Source organism: Parabacteroides sp. AM17-47, assembly GCF_003434625.1.
Lineage (GTDB): Bacteria > Bacteroidota > Bacteroidia > Bacteroidales > Tannerellaceae > Parabacteroides > Parabacteroides distasonis.
The window spans coordinates 1-19258 of the sequence record NZ_QTLI01000023.1 but is presented as its reverse complement, the minus strand read 5'-3'; the positions used below and the strand labels follow the sequence as shown (position 1 = coordinate 19258).

Annotated in this window: 11 protein-coding genes; all 11 read right to left on the bottom strand. The window is 47.6% G+C overall.

Features of this window, described 5'->3' with window-relative positions:
- Positions 1-3: 3 nt before the first annotated feature.
- A complete protein-coding gene (locus DW205_RS17515) occupies positions 4-2079 on the bottom strand; it encodes a GDSL-type esterase/lipase family protein (RefSeq protein ID WP_005863834.1) in 2076 nt (691 codons plus the stop codon).
- A gap of 21 nt (positions 2080-2100) precedes the next feature.
- Entirely contained in the window at positions 2101-4119 is a 2019-nt protein-coding gene (locus DW205_RS17510) for a family 20 glycosylhydrolase (protein ID WP_005863835.1), read from the bottom strand.
- Between the two features lie 11 nt (positions 4120-4130).
- Complete coding sequence (locus DW205_RS17505) at positions 4131-5753, bottom strand: sialidase family protein (RefSeq protein WP_005863836.1); 1623 nt, start codon at positions 5751-5753, stop codon at positions 4131-4133.
- A gap of 137 nt (positions 5754-5890) precedes the next feature.
- A complete protein-coding gene (gene nanU / locus DW205_RS17500; protein ID WP_005863837.1) occupies positions 5891-7456 on the bottom strand; it encodes a SusD family outer membrane lipoprotein NanU in 1566 nt (521 codons plus the stop codon).
- Positions 7457-7481: 25 nt separating this feature from the next.
- Positions 7482-10757 carry a TonB-dependent receptor gene (locus DW205_RS17495; RefSeq protein WP_005863838.1) on the bottom strand — a complete coding sequence of 1092 codons (3276 nt, stop codon included), beginning with the start codon at positions 10755-10757 and terminating at the stop codon, positions 7482-7484.
- A gap of 47 nt (positions 10758-10804) precedes the next feature.
- Positions 10805-12055, bottom strand: coding sequence for an MFS transporter (locus tag DW205_RS17490; RefSeq protein ID WP_005860494.1), 1251 nt, complete (start codon positions 12053-12055; stop codon positions 10805-10807).
- Positions 12056-12158: 103 nt separating this feature from the next.
- A complete protein-coding gene (locus DW205_RS17485; RefSeq protein ID WP_005863839.1) occupies positions 12159-13361 on the bottom strand; it encodes an AGE family epimerase/isomerase in 1203 nt (400 codons plus the stop codon).
- Between the two features lie 3 nt (positions 13362-13364).
- Positions 13365-14282 (bottom strand): dihydrodipicolinate synthase family protein, encoded by a 918-nt coding sequence (locus DW205_RS17480; protein WP_005863840.1) that lies wholly within the window; start codon positions 14280-14282, stop codon positions 13365-13367.
- 141 nt (positions 14283-14423) lie between these two features.
- A complete protein-coding gene (locus DW205_RS17475) occupies positions 14424-15632 on the bottom strand; it encodes an ROK family transcriptional regulator (RefSeq protein ID WP_005863842.1) in 1209 nt (402 codons plus the stop codon).
- A gap of 200 nt (positions 15633-15832) precedes the next feature.
- Positions 15833-17128 carry an HlyD family secretion protein gene (locus DW205_RS17470; protein WP_121963134.1) on the bottom strand — a complete coding sequence of 432 codons (1296 nt, stop codon included), beginning with the start codon at positions 17126-17128 and terminating at the stop codon, positions 15833-15835.
- Positions 17129-17149: 21 nt separating this feature from the next.
- The coding region (locus DW205_RS17465) for a peptidase domain-containing ABC transporter (RefSeq protein WP_147326766.1) at positions 17150-19258 on the bottom strand (2109 nt) is incomplete at its 5' end.

The following is a 19258-nucleotide window of genomic DNA, read 5'->3' as shown; positions in this document are numbered from 1 at the left end:
AGCTTATTCTTTTATTGCCCGGAACGTAGAGGCCGGCATGCCCGCCTCGTTTACAAGATTCGCTCTCGTGAAGGGTTGCCAGCCGTAGCGTACCAGCTTCGGGTGAGTCACTTGATCGTTCCACACCTTTACTTTCCCGTTCTCTACCACGGCTTGCGCCGGATAGTAAAGTCCTTCCTGCTCGGCGATCTCGAATGTACGGATGGGGTCCCCATCGGAAGTTCTCAAGCCCTTTGCGTAATCGAAAGTGATATAGGCGGCGTTATCGGTAAACGTTGCGCTGCGGAACAAAGGGCCGGATGGGATTACGTTATGTCCGTAGGTCTTGTTCAAGGCCCAATGTGCCAGTCGTTCGCCAATCTCTTTTTTTCGGGTAGGGTGAACGTTTAAAGAATCCCCGCGATCGCTACTAACGGCCATACCCGTATTCGATACGGTTTGCGCCAGGCGGCGTTGGCTGTCCCTGAACCAAGTCCAACTCGGGCGGTCTATGCTGGATAGTTGGACATAGTAGAAAGGCAGGGCTGCGTTCCAATTCTGGCGCCAGCTGTTCACCAATAACGGGAATAATCGTTCGTGTACTTCCATATTATGGGCGTTCGATTCTCCTTGGTACCAAATAATCCCTTTGATGGGATATCGATGAAGGGGTTGGATACCCGCCTCGAACAGATAACAAGGCTCATACGGATGGCGTTGGAGCGGGTTGGACGCTTGCTTGATGTTTAAGGCCGCCCGTTCACGTACCCAATCTTGGATAAAGTCGTTCTTCGTCCAATCCTGTAAGATATCCGGAAACTCGAATTCCAGTGTTTTCCGGTCGATCCATGCCTCCGTAGGCGAGCCGCCAACAGCGTTCAATATCAATCCGATGGGTACTTGTAAGCTATCGGCCAGCATACGCCCGAAGGCAAATCCTATGGCCGAGAAGCGTGCGGTATTCCGCGTGTCGCATACTTCCCATTGGGCGTCGTGGTAATATTGCAGGCGGTTCAATGAATCCAGTACGGAAGCGTCCCATTCCACGGCGTAGGTCTCCCAGCGGGGCTTTAGGTCGAATAAACGGATTTGCGAGTGTTGTTTCGCGTAATCCAATTGTTGCTGTTGTTCTTCCTTTACGCTCTCGTTTACCCGAAACGCCATGTTGGATTGTCCGGAGCATAGCCAGACTTCCCCGGCTACTACATCCCGATAGTTCAGCGTGCGGCTGGGGGTAGAAACCGTTAAGGTATAGGATTTCCCGCTTACCCGTAAGGGATCGAGCGTGACAGTCCATTTCCCGTTCGTACCGGCTACGGTCTCCTTCCTTTGTCCGGCGAGGGTAACGGTTACTTTCTCCCCTTGGTTGGCGATGCCAGATATAGGAAGCGGTTGATCCCGTTGCAAGACCATCCGGTCCGAATAGATGGCAGGAAGCTGTAATCCTCCGTAATCGCCGGTTAGCGCCCCATAAACGGTGCGGGCCAAGATACCGGCACCTTCAGCGTTGGGATGCAATGCGTCGGGCAATAGATCCGGACGGTCATATAATCCTTCCTGCAAATCGATCAAGGTTGCGCCGGCTATCCGGGCGATTTCTTCGATAAGCGCTTGCTCCATCCAGTACCAGTCTCTTGTACCGGATTTAAAACGAGAATGGCGGTGAGATATCGGAGTCATACGGCAAACCCATACCTTGCATCTCGGATTGGCTTTCCGGAAGGATTCGATCAAGGAAAGATAATCCCGAACGAAATCGTCCCGGTAATTCGGCCATGCCCGAGGGTCCGTATCGTTCAATCCCAGATGGATGATCACGTAATCCCCGGCAAACCTCAGTGCCTTTTGATACGCCTCTTGTTGGGTATAAGGACGATATCCCTTGTTTAATAAAGTAGCCCCGCTATGCCCGAAGTTCTCCACTTCGTAGGCATCTCCAAGCATCTGTTGCAATTGGGCCGGGTAGCAGTTTGTTTCCCTGTTCTTGATTCCGTAGCCGTAGGTCACGCTATTACCTACGCAAGCCACCTTGATCTTTTGCGCTTGGCTCATAAATGCGAAAGCGAGGAAGATGGATAAGATTCCTATTATTTTTCTCATTTCATTCAACCGAATTAGACGTTATTTAAGTTGTTTATCCGGAGAGTAAACCAGTCCTTCCACCGCTTTCTCTCCATCCGGGGTGACGCAAACGAACGTAAACATCCATTTCACCAGACGGACCTCGGGGGTATTGAACGTACCGACCGGAAGCTTCATGAACACCTTGTTCCAGCCTTTTTCCAGATGGACCGGGGTTGGTTTACGGCTTACGCAGTTCTCGTTCCCCAGTGGGATCTCATTGGACTTCTCCCGGTGGGTAGCGGTCCATACGGGGGGCGTTATCTCTTGATCATTTACCCAGATACGGCTCTCTTTATAATCCCATTTCCCTTGTGAGGGAGGAAGATCCATCTCCGAGCGCCCGTAATTCTGGAATTCGATCCACGCCCCTACGTCTTGCGTCTTGGGCGAATAGATCCAAGTCCATGCGTAAGCGGTATGATTCGGCTGCGGGTCCTTATAGACACCGGGAACCAGCGGTCCCCAGACATGGCGCAGGTAGATTCCGGCACCGATGGCGTCGTGCGTGCCGTAGCTTTTCCCTTCATAGGTATATTGCGTCTGAAGCGCCTTTTCCGGAGGGAAAGAGCGGGTCAGTTCCCCATCATTCGGGAAAGGGTCGGTGATACGCCATCTCACGTTGGTTTGCTTGACGTAGGCGAACGGGTATCCTTGGAAATGATGTTCTTTATGCCATAACATCCGCCGCTCAAAATCGACAAATGCCTTATGCTCCTCGTTATCGGGATCGATAGGCAGCATCGTTCCGTTCTTATCGAAATATTGATAGCCGCCGCCCAACCAAGAACGTTCGGCGATCGCTAATAGATTCGGATACAAATTATTCTCCCGGATCAATTTGTCCTCCGGCTGTACGATCCGGTCGTGCCATACGGCAAGGATCGTACCCGCCAAATCATGGCTTCCTTGCGGTTCATTGTAAATACGGCTGGTGTACAAGGCGATTAAGTCGGCGAACGTATCAAAATGGTTGATATAATGGAAACGGGAGTCGATCGCAGGAATGCCCGGTCGTGCTTTTCCCCGGTAACTCCACATTTGCTCCATGTCGATCTCACCCGGTTTGTACTTCCATCCCGGGTTCCAAGAGATCACTTGTTTCCCTTTCGCACGGATATAAGCGACCATCTCGGGTACGAACTTCGGATTGGTAAACTTTACCTCGTCCGTACCGATATGTAAGTAAGGAACCTCCTCGAATACCTCGCAAACCTCATCCATCAATAGTTTTAAGATCGCCATACCCTCCTTGCCCTGCATATCATGACGGAAGGCCCGTATGAAAGCGGCGCTATGTCCCGGCATATCTACCTCCGGGATGAGTAGTACGTTATGTTCTTTACAAAAGCGAACCAGCTCCTTTGCCTCCTCGATCGTGTAATATTTTCCGGGCATACGGCTCATATTGCAGCTGTCGTTCAGCATCGGAAAGATCTTGCTCTCCAGACGCCAAGCTTGGTTCTCCGTGAGATGCCAATGAAATACGTTCATCTTGTAGCGGGAAAGTACCTCGATCTCCCGTTTCAGTTCTTCCATGGAGATATAGCTCCGCCCTACGTCTTGCATGAATCCTCGTATGCGGAAAGCAGGCCAGTCGGTGATCTCGCAACCTTGGATGGAATATTGGTTTCCTCGTCGCTCGGTCAGTTGGCGTAAGGTCTGTATCGCCCAATAAGCCCCTTGCTCGGACACTGCCCGGATGGTTATGCCCCGGGAAGAGACGCTTAGTTGATAAGCCTCCTCGGAGTTGAGGGGGATTCCGTCCAATTTGTCAACCAAGGAAACCTCTATCTTGTATCGGCTGTCCGGTTGGACGCTTACCGGCAGCTCCTCCAAGAATTCCATTAGGATGGAACGGAGTTTCCCTTCGGAAGAAACCGCGATTTCCTTCGGATGGAACGAAGCGTTTGTCCGGACGTATTTTTGGGGCAAGGGCAATAAAACAGGATTCCGGGCCTGTAAAGACCCGGAAATGCCTATATATACAATAAGAATAAGATTCAGTATTGATCTCATAGATTGTTTCTCTAAGGAATAAGATCTGTTAGCTTAATGGCTTGGAAGGTCATATGCGCCACGCTTGACTCGTAGAAGATTCCAACCGTTTCCTTATCGATCATGGAGAGACAGGAATATCCCCAGCCCTCGGCCTCGTCTAATAAGACTTGATGTTCCGTAGGCCAAGTAAGTCCGCCGTCCAGACTCGCCTTGATCGTGATATGATTACGCCCTTTTGTCGTATTCGGGTTGGAGAAGAGTAAAAGGTCTTTGCCGGTGATGTTGTCTTTGGCGTTTACCTTGATCAAGCTGGCCATACAAACGGGTTCCTGCAAGGCACTGCGGCTGGAAGGATGCTCTGTCCATGTCTTGCCTAAATCTTTTGTCGTGGCTACGGCACGGCTACCGCCCCGGTTATCGCGCATATTTAGCATCAATACGCCCGGCTCTACCTCGGCAACTTGCGCCTCCGTGGTATTCGTGCGGGCTAAGTTATGCAGGTGCCATGTTTTCCCGCGGTCTTTGCTATACATAATGCCGGCGTTGGGCACACGGGTAGCGTCGATAAACTGGATGGGGAAGACCAAAGTACCGTCTTGCATCGTGATGCCTCGTCCCGGGCCTTGCAATAGGAAATACCAAGACGGGTCTTTTACTTGAGACGTGATGTTGATCGGTTCGCTCCACGTCTTACCATCGTCCTCACTTTTCACGAGCATAAGTTGGGCGGTCTCGTCCGGTGTCATTCCCGGCATGGAGTTCCACCAAGCCCGTTCGTTACCCATACCATGCGTCCATGCGGCTACTACCCAGATCGTATTGGTCTTTTCGTCTACCAAGATCGATGGGTCTCCCACGCCGTTTTGTCCGTGGGGCAGGCCATCCGTTTGTTTGAAAGTCATGGCTACTCGCATCGGTTCCCAAGTTTGTCCCTTATCGGTACTGCGGCTTACTCCGATATCGATTTTCTCTTGCAGGTCCACGCTGCTATTATAGCGAATATCGTAGACTCCGAGTAATGTTCCGTTATTCGTCGTCACTAATCCCGGGATGCGGAAGGCCGCCGATCCGTCATCCCCGGCTTGGCGTACGCCGATACCTACATGGCGTTCGTCCACCTTTCCTTTCCAAGTGATGTCGATCGGTTTGTTGTTGATCTGGGCGTTAGGTATCGTAGTCGCTACTTTTGCCAATAAGGAAGTCTCTGGCTTCATCTGGATACTTACCCAGAAATAATTGATGCCTTTAAGCATCGGTTGTTTGGAGGTTAGTTTTACCGTGCGCGACAAGGGGGCGGTAACCTCATCTTGCCGTACGGAATAAGATTCAAGAGCCTTACGGGTATTTCCCGGTATATGGCTGGATATGTACGTAACGGGACTGAAATGTTCCCCTTTGCGGGATGGAGCTTCCACTCCGCTATAAAATAGACGTATCGCTTGGATGTCCGACAGATTGACATTGTCTCCGATCTGTATCGTGATCTCGTTTAATACATCCCCTTTTTGGGCCGGTATCCGCATCTCGTAAAGTACATTGTCGATCCGGTCTATCAAGATGGGGATTTGTTGCTCTCGCACATAAAGACTATCTGCCGCAAAAGCCGTTTGTACGATGAAAAGAAGGCAGAAATACAGGAAAGTTTTTTTCATGATGTTTTTTGTTTGTAGGTTGAAATTAATAGATATGTGAATTCCAAAGGTAGCGATATTCATTCATATGAACAAAGCCCCTTTGGAATTCGTGCCAAAAACCTAGTTATATCCAATCGCCTTAAACCTATGTACGATTAGTATCCGGGAGTCTGTTTCAATGCGGGATTGTTTGTCAATGCATCCTCGTTGATCGGCCACAAAAGACGAGACTCTTGTGCGGTCGTGTATTTCAAGACATATTGATTACCGAAACGTCTCAAGTCATACCAACGCTTGCCCTCGAAGAAGAACTCGCGCAGCCGTTCTTTCAATATAGCTTCCATCACGTTCTCATCGCCCCCCTCAAATGGGTTATCGTTATAGAAACTTCCCTTGTCATTCGGATAAGCGACCTCGTTTTTATGTGCGTTGAAATATTCAGAACCGTAAGCACGCTCGCGTACGGCATTGATCTCCGTGGAAGGATCTTCTCCTAAGAGAGCTTTAGCCTCGGCTAGTAGTAACAGGGCATCGGCATAACGGTAAATAGGATAATCATCCAGCCAGTTACGTTCGTTGCTACCCTCCAATGTTGTTCCTTGGAATTTGTATGCGAATGGAGCGATGTACTTTATGCTTCCGTCTTCCTGTTTTTGATAAACAGCTTTCAAGGTTCCTGTCAGACGGGAATCATTTTCGCGGAAAGTTTTCCAGTAATGATCTTTCTTAACTTGGTAACGCATTAAACCGTGGAAATTATAACCCGGAATTTCCATGAATGGGGTTCCTGATTCATCGCAATAGTTTGCCATGTATTCACGTTGCGGAACCATGTTGTTTCGCCAATTATAATCTTTCCACATGGTGAATTCATCTTTGATACTCTTGAAAGCGAAGATGATCTCGCTATTCTCCTTATTCCCATAGGCGAATACATCAGTAAACTTATCCTGTAGCTTTAGGTTGCCGTTTTGTTGAAGATCTTGCAAAGCAGCCTTGGCGGTAGAATAATCTCCTGTACCTCCACCCATTTGGCGACCACTCCATAAATAAACTTCACCTTTTAGTATCAATGTGGCTGATTTAGACCAGTAGCCTTTTCCATATTTGTAAGAATAATCACTACCGAAAGCATTGACGGAAGCGTCAATGTCTTTCTTGATCTGGTCCATGACCTCACTTGCTGGAGACGCCGCTTTTTCCAAATGAGAGATATCCAGTTCGTTACCTAGAGTAGGTTCGGTTACCAAAATTACATCTCCCCATGAACGTAATAGATGGAAATAAATATACGCACGCATACCATATGCTTCACCTAAGAAGTAGTTCTTCTCATTTTCATCTAATAAGGTAGTCTCGTTGGTCTTACGGATCATGAGGTTTAATTGGTTGATTGTCTCATAGAAATCTCCAAAATTGCTGATGCCCGTAAATTCAGCGTTGATCGTATTATACGGATATCGTTCTACGCCTTGAGTGGCTTCACCTCCGAAAGGCTGGTCGCCATAAATATCGGCACGTGGTTCACCCAGTACGAATATATTATAGCTACGTAAGCGAAGCAAGGAATGCAGACCTGTATTGAATGCCTTGAATTGGTCCGATGATTTCCAATAGTTAGCATCGGAAATACTGCTGACTGGCTCCATGTCCAACGAGGTGCATCGATTGAATGTCAACAAGGACACAGCCACCATAAAGGTTATAAATATCTTTTTCATATGATGTTTAATTTTTATGCGTTAATTAGAAAGTTACAGATACACCCATAAGGACAGTCTTAGGAGTCGGATATCTACCATTGTCGATGCCTTGACCATAATAGGTATCTACGGCTGGTTCTGGTGATACTCCGGAATAACCGGTAAAGTAGCACAGATTTTGTCCGGTGACATAAACAGAGGCGTTTGACATAAACGCTTTATTGATCCATCTTTTCGGTAAGTTCCATGTCAATGTGATCTCGCGAAGTGCCAAGTAATCACCCTTTTCATAGAATCGTGAGCTGTTGTTATCTACAGCCGTAAGTCCGTTGTTGGAGCGGGTGATATTCTTTTTGCTCAATTGATCCGCATAGTAGAATTTCGGGATATCCGTATTCGTGTTCTCTTCAGACCAGCTTTGTTTAACCATGTCGATGATGTTAAATGAACCTTGGTATTGTCCGATAGAGCGTGCGGCCAAGTCGTTATACAATGTATGGCCTAATGCGTAGTCGAAACGGGCGTATAAAGAGAAATCCTTGTAAGAAACGGTGGTAGAGAAACCTCCTGTTACGTTCGGGAAGATATTGCCTACCTTCACACGGTCTAGATTGTTGATGACACCGTCACCATTCAAATCGGCCCAACATACGTCACCCGGCTCGATTTGTTGTTTTCCGGTTTTGTCTTTCAGGGCTTCCCATGCCGCTGGACCATATAATTCACCAATGGCGTCATAACGATTATTTGCGTTTGCTTTTACGTCATCCCAATCTTTGAAAATGTGATCTTGCTTGAATGCGAACAAGTCACCCAGCTTTCCTCCTTCTTGTTTTCCGCCAACCCAAACGACTTCGCCTTTTTTCGGATCCCATACTTGGTATCCACCTTGGCGGTTGTTCTCGTTTCCGTTTGCCGGAAGCTTGATGATCTTGTTGGCTACCGTAGATAAGTTAGCTGTTACGTCCCAACTGAAACCTCCTACATTATTTAAGATGTTAGCTTTTACCTCCATCTCAAAACCTTGGTTACGCAGTGTTCCTAAGTTGGTTTTGATACTTTTGAATCCCGTGTAATTAGGCAAATCCAGATCAGTCAACAAATCGGAAGTCGTACGGTTATAATAGTCTAAGATAAAGCTTAAGCGGTTATTGAAGAAACCTATATCCAGACCTACTTCGAAAGACTTACTTTGCTCCCAACGTAAACCGCTATTAACCAATTGGTCATTGTAAAAACCAACGGAATTGTTGTAGTTTGTTATGATGTTTCCGTCTTTGTCCTTCTGTCCGTAACTACCGTATACGTCATAATAGCCTAATCCGTTTACATTACCGTTTACACCATAGCTGACACGTGGTTTCAGGTTCGAGATAATATCCGCTAATTTGGAGTCCTTGAAGAAATCTTCCTCCATGATGTTCCAACCTGCGGAGACACCCGGGAAGAAACCCCAACGGTGGTCGCTCAGTTTGGAGATACCATCATAACGAGCTACAACAGACAACAGATATTTGAGGTTGTAGTTATAGTTTACACGAGCGAAGCCGGAAAGGATACGATAGCCTTGTTTGTAACTGTATGAATACGTACGGTTACTTCCTGCGTTCAAGGTTGGGATATCATCCGAAGGTGAATTTTGAGTCTTGGCGTTTAACGTATATTGATGCCAATTGAAATACTCACCGCCGACCATGGCTTCCAAATTGTGCTTGTCCTTGAAACTATCAGAATATGTCAAGGTCACACTATGTTGCTGTTGATTTTCCTTTACATATTTCGCTTCAGCCTGGCGCGTTAGGTTCGGTGTGCTAGAGTTCTGTTGTTGATAGGCTTTATCAAATTTATCCGTTTGATTATCTACGTGATACAAAGCGCTATTAGCCTTTAATACTAATTTCTCGGGAATGATTTGCAAATCGAAACCTATGTTGTATGTTGAACGACGGATTCCATTTGTATTCGTTAGCTTGTCCTTGTAGTAAAGAGGATTACCATCACCGGTACCGAAACCGGAAGCGGGAGATCCATCTTCCATATAGGGGTTCCAAGTTGGGCGTTGGCTCATCGTACGATAGAAGAACTCGTATTGACCGATCCATAATCCCGGCGTACGAGACCAAGTGTAAGTCGCCCCGCCGTTTACAGTTAAGATCGGGAATATTTTATAGGAACCGTTTAACGTTCCGGAGAAGCGTTCGTAACTAGTACCTTTGATCAAACCATCTTCTTTGTAATAACCTAAACTAGCAGCGAAAGTACCCTTATCGTTACCGCCTGTAATGTTCAAATAATGATCTTGCGTGAATGAGGGGTCTTTGAAAGCTGCATCTTTCAATTGGCCTGAATAATCCTTAAATAAAAGTTGCTTTGTAGGATCATTGGGATCTGTCATTTGTTGCCAACCTTCGTTTAACAGACCTTTCGTCGTGTCATCTAGATAGCGAATGTCGAATAAATCGTTACCAACTCCATAGCCCATTTGGTTATCGATACCCGAACGTCCGGTTCGCTTGTATCCTAAGCGATTATAATAGATATAGTCCTCTGCGTTCAAGTAATCATATCCTGTACGGGCGAAGTTTGCTCCTCCTTTAAATTTATAGGAAACGGAAGCTACGCCTTCTTTTCCCCGTTTGGTCGTGACAAGGATTACACCGCCATTCGCACGTGCTCCATAAATGGCCGTTGAGGCAGCATCTTTTAATACTTGGATGGACTCGATATCTGAAGGGTTGATATCTGCCAAAGAGTTACGAACGATACCGTCTACCACTACCAAAGCTCCATTGTCTTTTCCGGTCATGGTAGCTCCACCACGAAGTACGATATTGGGGTCTTTACCCGGCTGGCCACTTATGTTTACTACGCGTAAACCGGAAACCGTACCTTGTAAAGATTGTCCGGCATTGGCCATAGCTGCATTTTCCAGTACGGCGTTATCCAATTTAGAGATAGAGGTTGTCAAGGTCGCTCTCTTTTGTGAGCCACCGTAACCGGTTACCACTACTTCGTCTAGCTGTTCGGCGTTTTCTTGTAGGATCACGTCTACTTTGGCTTTCCCGGCTACTGGAATTTCTTGTGTCTTGTACCCAATGAAAGAAAATACTAATGTGGCGTTTTTGTTGGATACGGTGAGAGTGTAATTACCGTCGAAATCGGTAATCGTTCCATTTGTCGTGCCTTTTTCAACGATAGACGCACCGGGGACACCCATTTTATAGGTATCCAGCACTGTTCCGGAGACTGTCTGCTCTTGTCCGTACATAAATGCCGGAAGTAGGAGCGCAAGCATTAAGAGCAGTAGATTCTTCTTCATAATGAATTACTTTTTTGTTGTTTATTTAGTTTATTGGATGAGATTAATTAGCATTCGTCGGTCATATTAGCGACTTTCGGACGTAAGAAGATCACTTGGATTAAAAGTGCGATGAGTACCAATCCGGCTAGCATGGCGAAGTCATGGCCAAGGTTACCAGCATCGGTAGATTTTCCTAGTATATCCGTGATGGCGGCTCCGGCGAATACACCGGTCATATTCATAATTCCATAGGCTGTAGCCCGATAACGGGGGGAGATGAATTGGCAAAGGATAGGCATATTATTGGCGTCGAATATACCATAACCGATACCGAAGCAAAGACCACCGCCGATAATCATCGGGAAGTTGTGCCCAAATCCTAGTAATAGGAGAGAGGGTATCGTTAATGCCAAACCAATGGCGCCTGTGTATACACGTCCCCGGACATTCCGCTGGATCCATTTATCGGATAAAATACCTCCGGCGATTACCCCTATAAAGGAAGAGATAGCGATCGTGAATGTAGATAACGGACCGGCCTCGGACATATCCAACGAGAGATTTTCAGCGAATAGGGTAGGGAGCCAGTTCTTTGTCGCCCAACCCGGTAAGCTCGGCGTGGCGAAATAAAGAAGAATGATCCAAAAAGCGATGTTCGTGAATAACATCCCTAATCCTTTAAACGCACCGGAAATCGGATTCTCTTTCGGATAATTTTCCAGTTTTACGGCTTGTTCCACATGATCTTTCTTATCGTGTAAGAAGATGATCAAGACCACGCTATAAGCGATGCCGATGATACCAAACCAATGGAAAGTCGTTTCCCACGTATAAGCGCTGGCCACCGTAGCTCCGAATCCTCCCAAGGCTTGGCCTACGTATAGACCTGTCATATGGATACCTACGGCTAATGACCGTGTTTTCTCTTGGTGATAATCTGTGATAAGCGATAATCCGGCAGGAATATACAGGGCCTCACTAACCCCCATCAAGGCACGTAGGTAATAGATCTGATTGAAATCCGTGCAATACCCCATCATCAAAGTCACGAAGGACCAGACAAATAAGCTACCCACGATTAGCCACTTCCTGTTTACCCTGTCTGCCACCATACCGGCTACAGGGCTCATGAATCCGTAGATCCAGAGGAAGACCGCCATCAAACGTCCGAAGTTCGCCGCAGACTCTAGTTCCACGATATCCACCATCATAGCTGATTTCATGGTTGATAGCATCTGGCGATCCATATAGTTCAGTAAGGCGACAACCCATAGTAAACCGACTACGATCCAAGGATATAATTTCTTATTTTTCATTTGATTGAGGAAAATAAAAAGGAAAACAAAGCCTTAGAAACATCAGGAGCCACGGTTGTGACCCCTGATGTCAATTGACCAATTTTCAGTATTTTAGATAAAGTTATTTAGAAAGAATTTCGTCGCAGAGTAAACTACATTTGAGAAGCATTCTAGGAATGTGGAACGGACCTTTGAATAGATTGCCTTTGGCAGATTGAGAGACACTACCATCGAAGTGTAGGTAGCCATACCATTCCCCATATTCTTTGTCGGGGAGATGATTAAATGTGTAATCGTTTATTAGTTTGTGCATTTCGAGATATTTGGCGTCGCCAGTCGCTTGGTAGGCGTAAAGCGTAGCGATAACCGCCTCGCATTGTGGCCACCAAAACTTCATGTCGTGCCAATACTCTTGGGGAGGGAAGTTTTTGCAATCCTTGAAATAGTTGATTCCGCCGTACGTCTTATCCCAGCCCCAGTCCCAAGACCAGTTGAGGATTTGTAAACCCATCTCTTTCAGTTGGGGGTCCCATCCTCGGTATTTGGCCTCTTCCAAGATAAACCATGCGGTCTCGATGGAGTGGCCGGGATTGATGGTACGCCCGGCGATAGAGTCGATAAACTCACCGTTGGGTCCTACTGTCTCCAAGATAGCCTTGAATTCGGGATGCATGAAATCACGGCGTAACTCGGCTATGGAATCATCGATTTGTTGTGTAAGTATGGGATCGTTTATGGCCTCACGGATGCGTGCCGCCGTATCGATCAGTATCATGCAGAAAGAATGGCCTTTCGCCACGAGACCTTCACGAAATTTAGGCTCCAATAATCCCGGGGTATTCTTATAGTGCAATACTTGCTTGAATAAGTTCACGGCCTTCTCGGCATAGCCTTTGTCACCTGATGCCAATGCATAGTGGGCCATAGCGATCGCCGCGAAAGTCTCGGAGAATACGTAACGGCGTTTACGTACAGGGATGCCTGTCGCTGTCACCTCGAAGAACATACGTCCGTCCGTATCAAAACAATGTTTCTCGATGAAATCGATACCGTTTTTACAGGCTCTCAGCCATTCTTCGTTCTTCTCAATGTGATTATAGGCATATGCCAAGATAAAGGCGAATCGTCCTTGGAACCAAACGGATTTAGTGGAGTCCATCAGAGTACCATCCCGGTCTACGCAAGTAAAGTAACCGCCGTTCTCTTTGTCCAGTCCGTATTTCATCCAAAAAGGAAGAATATTGGAAAGAAGCTCATTCCGATAGGTCTTGCCCCAATAAGCTAGATATTCCGATGGATTAGATAAATTGTCAAACGCTGCCATACCTTAGAATTTATTACATCTTTCAAAGAAATTGATAGCCTCTAATTCCGCTTTCATCGCGGCCTCTTCTTCGTCCGTCATATTCCGGAACGGGGTACGGTTCTTGCCGAGATCTAATCCGATCAATTTCATGATGCGTTTTCCTCCGACGATATTACCACGGTAATTGCAGATAACGTTAATAACCTCCTGAGAGAAGTTTTGTCTCTCGCGAGCTGTCTCTAAGTCACCGGCTGCCCAAGCCTCTAGGATACCGGTTAATTCTTTTCCGTTATAGTTTGTGGTACCACCGATACCTCCTTGCGCTCCACCCATCGCAAGGCAAGGAAGAATCGTTTCATCCTGTCCGTGCAACATGTCGAATTTACCATCCTTGTATAAACGACATTGATTGTATTCGTATAAGCTCTCGTATGTATATTTGATACCGGCGAAATTAGGGATATGCCCGTCTACTGCTTTTAAGAAATCCAGCATAGGGAGGAAAGCGTTGTTAAACGCAGGGATATGATAGTAGTAAAACGGTAAGGCAGGAGCGCCGCAAGCGATCTCCTCGCAGTACTTTACCAATTCCTCAATTCGACCGATACGAGGGAAAGGAGTAGCCATAGCGCCAATACCCCAAGCGCCGATCTTTTGAGCATGTTCCGCCAAATTACGACTAGACTTAACGCATGTGCTACCTACGTGCACAATTACCTTAAAGCCTTCCGGAGCTGCTTCCATCCATTTCTCGGCCAATTTCATGCGTTCTTCCTCTGTCAGCATATAACCTTCTCCGGAAGAACCATTGATGAACACGCCTTTCAGTCCGTTTTTCACAAGAAGTTTCGCATAAGCTTCAATTGGCTCGTAATTAACTTCCCCGTTCTCATGGAACGGAGTGAAGGGAGCATCGATCAGTCCTTTAATTTTATCCATACCTGCGTTATTTTTATGAGTTTTAACCTCTAATTTTAATTATGATGCAAATATAAATAAAATAATTTAATAATATAGTAGTGTTTTATCGAGAAAATGAAATAATTATTTATTTTTTATTTAATTCCTTTGAAATACATATTAAATCATACCTAGAATTTTAGATCGAGATAGCAGGCAGGCTCCTAATATACCCGCTCTTTCACCTAATTTGGATACTTTGATCTGAGTATCACGGGTTACCAAGTTCAAAGAGTACTTCCTGACGGCACTTTTAATAGGTAGGCTTAAATATTCTCCCGTCTGCGACAAGGGGCCGCCCAGTACGACCAGTTCCGGATTGAAAATGTTCATCAATCCGGCTATTCCTTTACCTAGATTAAAACCGATCTCCTCCAGTATCTCAATAGATAGCATATCCTCTTTCTGAATAGCGTCGATCAAGTCAGAGAGCCCGATGTATTCCCCGGCATCGATTTTACTGGCCAATATGGTGTTGCTACCCTCTTTATACCGCTCAAGGAGGGTACGGTATAGGGCAGAACCGGAAGCTCCAGTCTCGAGGCATCCTTTTTTACCGCAATGGCAAAGAATCTCATTCTCGAAGAAGCTGAAGTGCCCAAATTCTCCGGAGAAGCCTGATTTCCCGAAATAAACCTTGCCGTCTATGATGATACCGATACCTAATCCCCAAGATATATTGATGAATAGGATATTTTTTTCTCCTTTTACGACTCCTTGAAGATATTCGCCGTAAGCCATGGAACGGGTGTCATTCTCTATATAGATCTTTATATGTAGTTTTTCCTCAAGGATTTGAGACAAGGGCTTCTCCTCAAAGTAAAAAATGCTATAGCTATATCCGGCGAAAGGATTTACCCGTCCGGATATATTAATGCCAATGCTTAATATCTTTTCCCTTGGGATCGGCAACGAGTTTATAAATTCATTGATACATTCGCAAAGATGGTCTAAAGCGGCTGGTGTGTTTTCGAGTGTATAAGGGATATTCTGCTCAATGCGGATCTTATCTCCTTTAAAATCTAATATGGCTAGATTCAGTTGATCTTTCAGTATATCTACGCCCACAAAATAGCCGGATACGGGATTGAGCCCGTAAATACTAGGTTTACGCCCTCCGCTAGTCTCTTGTTTTCCAAAGTCGAGTATATAACCGTCCTCTTGTAATTCGCTAATTAGCTTAGTGACGGTGGGGATACTGAGATTCATTTCTTTACATACCTCCGCTATAGTAGCGTCTCCATTGGCCATATAATAATGTATGATCTTCTTTTTCAGAAGGCCACTGCGAGTATTGTCATCGGACGAGAGCAAGAACTTAGTTGTCATGGTTATACCTTTATTGAGTGATTAGGGCAAAGGTACAATAAGTTTTTTCAAAAACTAAGCGTAATAAAATAAAATTTTTTCATAAGGAGCTATCTTAATTGTAAGAATTTGTAATAGAAGTTGAATGACATAGTCTGCGGCGAACTCTGTCACTCGTGACATCTGTGATAAACGCATAGGAAAGAAAGGATAATATTACACTAAAATCCTTCTTTCACGATCCGTTTGATCGGGAGGAAGAATCGTTCGATCAGGCGTAATTCTTCCGTTACGATCTCCGCGGAGGCTTGCGTCTCGGGCGAGACGGGCAGGTCGATACCGTAATTGGTTCTCAGACCCTCTGGAAAATCGATATCCGCCGTATAGTACTCGTCGGTGGGGACCAATGAGATATTCGATACCACGCCGTTTACCACGCCAAACTCCTGATCCGGGAAATTGGAGAAACGGACGATCGCCCGCTGGCCTCTCCGGACTTTTCCCGAGCGTGCTATCGGTATGCGCACCTTCCCCACCAGCCGGCTCTCGCCTTGCGGCACGACGGTGAAAGCCACCTCTCCGGATGGGATATACTGGTTCTCGTTCCAGTACTTGGTGAAAGTCACGACACCCCCTACCGGGGCGATGAGGCAATAACGCAACCTCCACTCGTTCATGCTATTCAGCAATTGTTCCCGGGCGGTCTGTAATTCCTGCCGTAGCGTAAATTCTTTCTCGCTCCGCTCCAGCGTCAGATCCAGCAAGGATTGCTCTTGCTCCCCGATCTGTATCCGGAGATTCTCGGCCGAGGCTGCCGCCCCTTCCAGCGAATAACGGCTTTGCAGCAGGGAAGCCCGTGCGGTCTCATGCTCGTAGGAGGAAATCACGGACCGGCTATACAATAATGAATCCCGGGCGTATTGCCGCCTTGTCAAGGCGAATTGCTCCGAGAGGGTCTTCCGCTGCCGTTCGGTCTCGTTATAGTAAGCCTTATACAACGCTATCTGTTTGCGGATGGAGGTCATTTTTTGCGGATAATAATCGATCTCCCTGTAATTGATGCAGGCATGGAGCGCCGAGAGTAGTCCCGAGTAAGCCGCTTGCATATCACCCAGCGATAGCTCCTTGTACCTTGATAACGCCTTGTCCAGGCTATCCACGTCGCTTCCGGATCGTTCCAACGCCTTATCCAGATAGATGGCGTCGTCCGTGTCGGCGTGATTCTCTATGACCGCCAGCCAATCCCCCTCCCTTACCGGACGATTATCCCTGACGAGCAGCTCCTGTATCTTCCCCGCTGCCCGTGTCACTACCGCCGTCGCGGGATGTTGCCCCGTCAATGTCATGTCTGCCGTGATCACGTCAGGATATTTGAAGAAACAGCTCCCCACCAGCAACGTCACGACCACGAGGAATAACAGCCTTATCCCCCACCGTACGATCCAGGCCGGCACTTGCCCCATCACCTCCTGTACCTCCTCGCTCCTCAGTTCTATGTCCTTATTTCTCTTCTCCAACCAATTTTCAACTTTCAATTCTCAATTCCCAAGCTCCAACTGGTTCTTCACCAACTTATAATAAGTCCCCCGCAAGGCCGTGAGTTCCTGATGCGTCCCTTCCTCCACGATGCGTCCCTTGTCCAGCACCACGATCTTGTCCGCGTCACGTACCGTGCTTAGCCGATGCGCCACGACCACCACCGTCCGTCCTTTATAGAAGGCGTGCAACTGCTCCATGATCTCCCGCTCGTTGTTTGCGTCCAAAGCGTTCGTGGCCTCGTCCAGGAAGATGAAGTCGGGATTCTTGTACACCGCCCGGGCGATCAGGATCCGTTGCCTCTGCCCTTGGCTTACTCCATTGCCCTCCATGCCGATCTTCGTATTATAGCCCGGCGGGAGCGAATCGATGAAATCCCGGATATTCGCTACCGTCACGGCATGCAGCAGGCGTTCCTTGTCCACCACCTCTTCGCCGGGGGCGATGTTGTTGGCGATCGTATCCGAGAAGATAAAACCATCCTGCATGACCGAACCGGTCTTGCTGCGCCATACGTGGGGATTCAAGTTCCTGAGGGAGGTATCGCCGATCCTCACGTCCCCCTTGTTGGGGTTGTAAAAACCGAGCAGGAGTTTCACGATCGTCGTCTTCCCGCTCCCGCTGGCCCCTACGATGGCGGTCACCCTGTTATGGGGTATCGTCAGGTTGATATCCTCCAGCACGTAATCCCTGTCCGCCCCGTCATAGCTGAAGCTGAGATTTTCCAGCCGTAGCGTCCTGTCATCGGGGAGAACATTCAGTCTTATCCCGCCTACCTGTTCCTCGTCCTCCTTCCCGTGTATCTCGCCGAGCCGCTCCAAACTGATCTTCGCGTCCTGTAAGGACCGTGAGAAATCGATCAATTGCTCGATAGGTGAGGAGAGCTGCCCCACGATGTAGGTCACCGACATCATCATACCCAGTGTCATATCCCCTTGCACGACGGCCCGTGCCGCGATGAAGGAGATGAGTATGTTCGTGGTCTGGTTGAAAAAGACCGCCCCGAGTTGCTGATATTGTTGTAACGCCAACCCCTTGATCCCTATCTTGAAAAGTTTTACCTGTATCCGTTCCCATTTCCATCGCATCTTGGTCTCGCAATTATTGAGCTTGATCTCCTGCATTCCGGTGATGAGCTGGAATAGGTTGCTCTGCTCCCCGGCCGCCTGCGAGAAACGCTTTACGTCCAGCTCCCTCCTCCATCTCATGAAGCCCAGCACCCACGCCACGTACAACCCGTTTCCTAGTAGGAACAATCCCAGTATGGTCCAGTCATAGTAGGCCAGTACGAACCCGAACACGATGAAGTTGACGAAAGAGAAGAGCGTATTGATGGATGTCCCCGTCATGAAAGCCTCGATGCGGTCATGGTCTCCGATGCGCTGCATGATATCGCCCACCATCTTGGTATCGAAGAAATGCAGGGGCAGGCGCATCAGCTTGGCGAGGAAATCGGAGATCAAGGCGATATTGATCCTCGTGTTTACGTGCAGCAATATCCAGCTCCGTATGAAGTCCACGGATAGCTTGGCGATAAAGATCACCAATTGCGATATAAGGATCAAGGTTATGAAACCTAGGTTGTTGTCCCGTATACCGGTATCTACCAAGCTCTGCGTGAGGAAAGGCAGGATGAGTTGCAGTACGCTGGCTGTCACCATGCCCAGCACGAGCTGTGCCATCTCCCGCCTGTAGGGCGATATATATCGGAAAAAGAATCCGAGGTTACGTTTCCTGTCTCTCCCCTCGTCCTCCATCCCGTAGAACTCCGGCCCCGGTTCCAGCAAGAGCGCCGTCCCGGTATCCTGTCCGTCCACCTTGGTGCTGACCCAGCACCGCTTGAACTCCTCCCTCGTATAGGTGATAAGTCCCGCCGCCGGGTCCGCTATGTAGAACTTCCCTTTCTTTATCTTGTAGCAAACCACGAAATGCCATTGGTTCCAGTGCAGTATGCAGGGTAGGGGACATTCCTTTTCCAATTCCTCCACCGTGATCCGCACGCCCTGTGTTCGGAACCCGATCGCTTCCGCCGCCTCGCTGATACCCAGCATGGAGACTCCTTCCCGGGTGATGAAGGCTTTCTCCCGTAAGTTCTGGATCGAGTACACACG

Bases quoted from the DNA above. Each gene is read 5' to 3' on its own strand.
- DW205_RS17515 (WP_005863834.1), bottom strand. From the start codon at position 2,079: ATGAGAAAAATAATAGGAATCTTATCCATCTTCCTCGCTTTCGCATTT.
- DW205_RS17510 (WP_005863835.1), bottom strand. From the start codon at position 4,119: ATGAGATCAATACTGAATCTTATTCTTATTGTATATATAGGCATTTCC.
- DW205_RS17505 (WP_005863836.1), bottom strand. From the start codon at position 5,753: ATGAAAAAAACTTTCCTGTATTTCTGCCTTCTTTTCATCGTACAAACG.
- nanU (WP_005863837.1), bottom strand. From the start codon at position 7,456: ATGAAAAAGATATTTATAACCTTTATGGTGGCTGTGTCCTTGTTGACA.
- DW205_RS17495 (WP_005863838.1), bottom strand. From the start codon at position 10,757: ATGAAGAAGAATCTACTGCTCTTAATGCTTGCGCTCCTACTTCCGGCA.
- DW205_RS17490 (WP_005860494.1), bottom strand. From the start codon at position 12,055: ATGAAAAATAAGAAATTATATCCTTGGATCGTAGTCGGTTTACTATGG.
- DW205_RS17485 (WP_005863839.1), bottom strand. From the start codon at position 13,361: ATGGCAGCGTTTGACAATTTATCTAATCCATCGGAATATCTAGCTTAT.
- DW205_RS17480 (WP_005863840.1), bottom strand. From the start codon at position 14,282: ATGGATAAAATTAAAGGACTGATCGATGCTCCCTTCACTCCGTTCCAT.
- DW205_RS17475 (WP_005863842.1), bottom strand. From the start codon at position 15,632: ATGACAACTAAGTTCTTGCTCTCGTCCGATGACAATACTCGCAGTGGC.